1 rRNA gene is annotated in these 1,903 nt (G+C 56.4%); it reads right to left on the minus strand.

What is annotated here, in order from left to right:
• Positions 1-373: 373 nt before the first annotated feature.
• Positions 374-1,893: ribosomal RNA gene (locus tag AC5RU9_RS21270) — 16S ribosomal RNA — on the minus strand.
• Positions 1,894-1,903: the final 10 nt, after the last annotated feature.

Here is a 1,903-nt window from a genome sequence, read left to right on the forward strand (position 1 = left end):
CCCCAACCACCACAACCCCCACAAAAAGAAGGCCGCACACGCGGAAGGAAGAACCGGAAGCAGGAACAAAAGAAACACCAGAAGTGCCCCCCTGCATTGCTGCAAAAAGGTCCTGTTGCCTCAGGACCCAACAGTGCGCCAAACACAACCCACACAGACCACGCCCCGGACACGTTCCCAACAACCCCCCAAAAAAGAGGAGTCACCGTACTGGCACCAGGACACAACCACACAGGCCATGCCAAAAAAATGATTCGTTGATATTCCACCCATGAGCACCCACCGCAGAACAGACGCCTGCGCAATGGGCAACACTGACAACCACCACGAACTGCATACACAGAACACAGAACAGTTGCTAGCAGCTCCTTAGAAAGGAGGTGATCCAGCCGCACCTTCCGGTACGGCTACCTTGTTACGACTTAGTCCCAATCGCCGGTCCCACCTTCGACGGCTCCCCCCACAAGGGTTAGGCCACCGGCTTCGGGTGTTACCAACTTTCGTGACTTGACGGGCGGTGTGTACAAGGCCCGGGAACGTATTCACCGCAGCGTTGCTGATCTGCGATTACTAGCGACTCCGACTTCATGGGGTCGAGTTGCAGACCCCAATCCGAACTGAGACCGGCTTTTTGGGATTAGCTCCACCTCACAGTATCGCAACCCTTTGTACCGGCCATTGTAGCATGCGTGAAGCCCAAGACATAAGGGGCATGATGATTTGACGTCGTCCCCACCTTCCTCCGAGTTGACCCCGGCAGTCTCCTATGAGTCCCCGGCCGAACCGCTGGCAACATAGAACGAGGGTTGCGCTCGTTGCGGGACTTAACCCAACATCTCACGACACGAGCTGACGACAACCATGCACCACCTGTAAACCGACCGCAAGCGGGGCACCTGTTTCCAGGTATTACCGGTTCATGTCAAGCCTTGGTAAGGTTCTTCGCGTTGCATCGAATTAATCCGCATGCTCCGCCGCTTGTGCGGGCCCCCGTCAATTCCTTTGAGTTTTAGCCTTGCGGCCGTACTCCCCAGGCGGGGCACTTAATGCGTTAGCTACGGCGCGGAAAACGTGGAATGTCCCCCACACCTAGTGCCCAACGTTTACGGCATGGACTACCAGGGTATCTAATCCTGTTCGCTCCCCATGCTTTCGCTCCTCAGCGTCAGTTACAGCCCAGAGACCTGCCTTCGCCATCGGTGTTCCTCCTGATATCTGCGCATTTCACCGCTACACCAGGAATTCCAGTCTCCCCTACTGCACTCTAGTCTGCCCGTACCCACTGCAGAACCGGAGTTGAGCCCCGGTCTTTCACAGCAGACGCGACAAACCGCCTACGAGCTCTTTACGCCCAATAATTCCGGATAACGCTTGCGCCCTACGTATTACCGCGGCTGCTGGCACGTAGTTAGCCGGCGCTTCTTCTGCAGGTACCGTCACTTTCGCTTCTTCCCTACTGAAAGAGGTTTACAACCCGAAGGCCGTCATCCCTCACGCGGCGTCGCTGCATCAGGCTTGCGCCCATTGTGCAATATTCCCCACTGCTGCCTCCCGTAGGAGTCTGGGCCGTGTCTCAGTCCCAGTGTGGCCGGTCACCCTCTCAGGCCGGCTACCCGTCGTCGCCTTGGTAGGCCATTACCCCACCAACAAGCTGATAGGCCGCGAGTCCATCCAAAACCACAAAAGCTTTCCACCACCATGACATGCGCCAGATGGTCGTATCCGGTATTAGACCCAGTTTCCCAGGCTTATCCCAGAGTCAAGGGCAGGTTACTCACGTGTTACTCACCCGTTCGCCACTAATCCCCCAGCAAGCTGGGATCATCGTTCGACTTGCATGTGTTAAGCACGCCGCCAGCGTTCATCCTGAGCCAGGATCAAACTCTCCGTTGAAAACAAAAAA

It is taken from the genome of Arthrobacter sp. B0316-5-4, assembly GCF_059090325.1.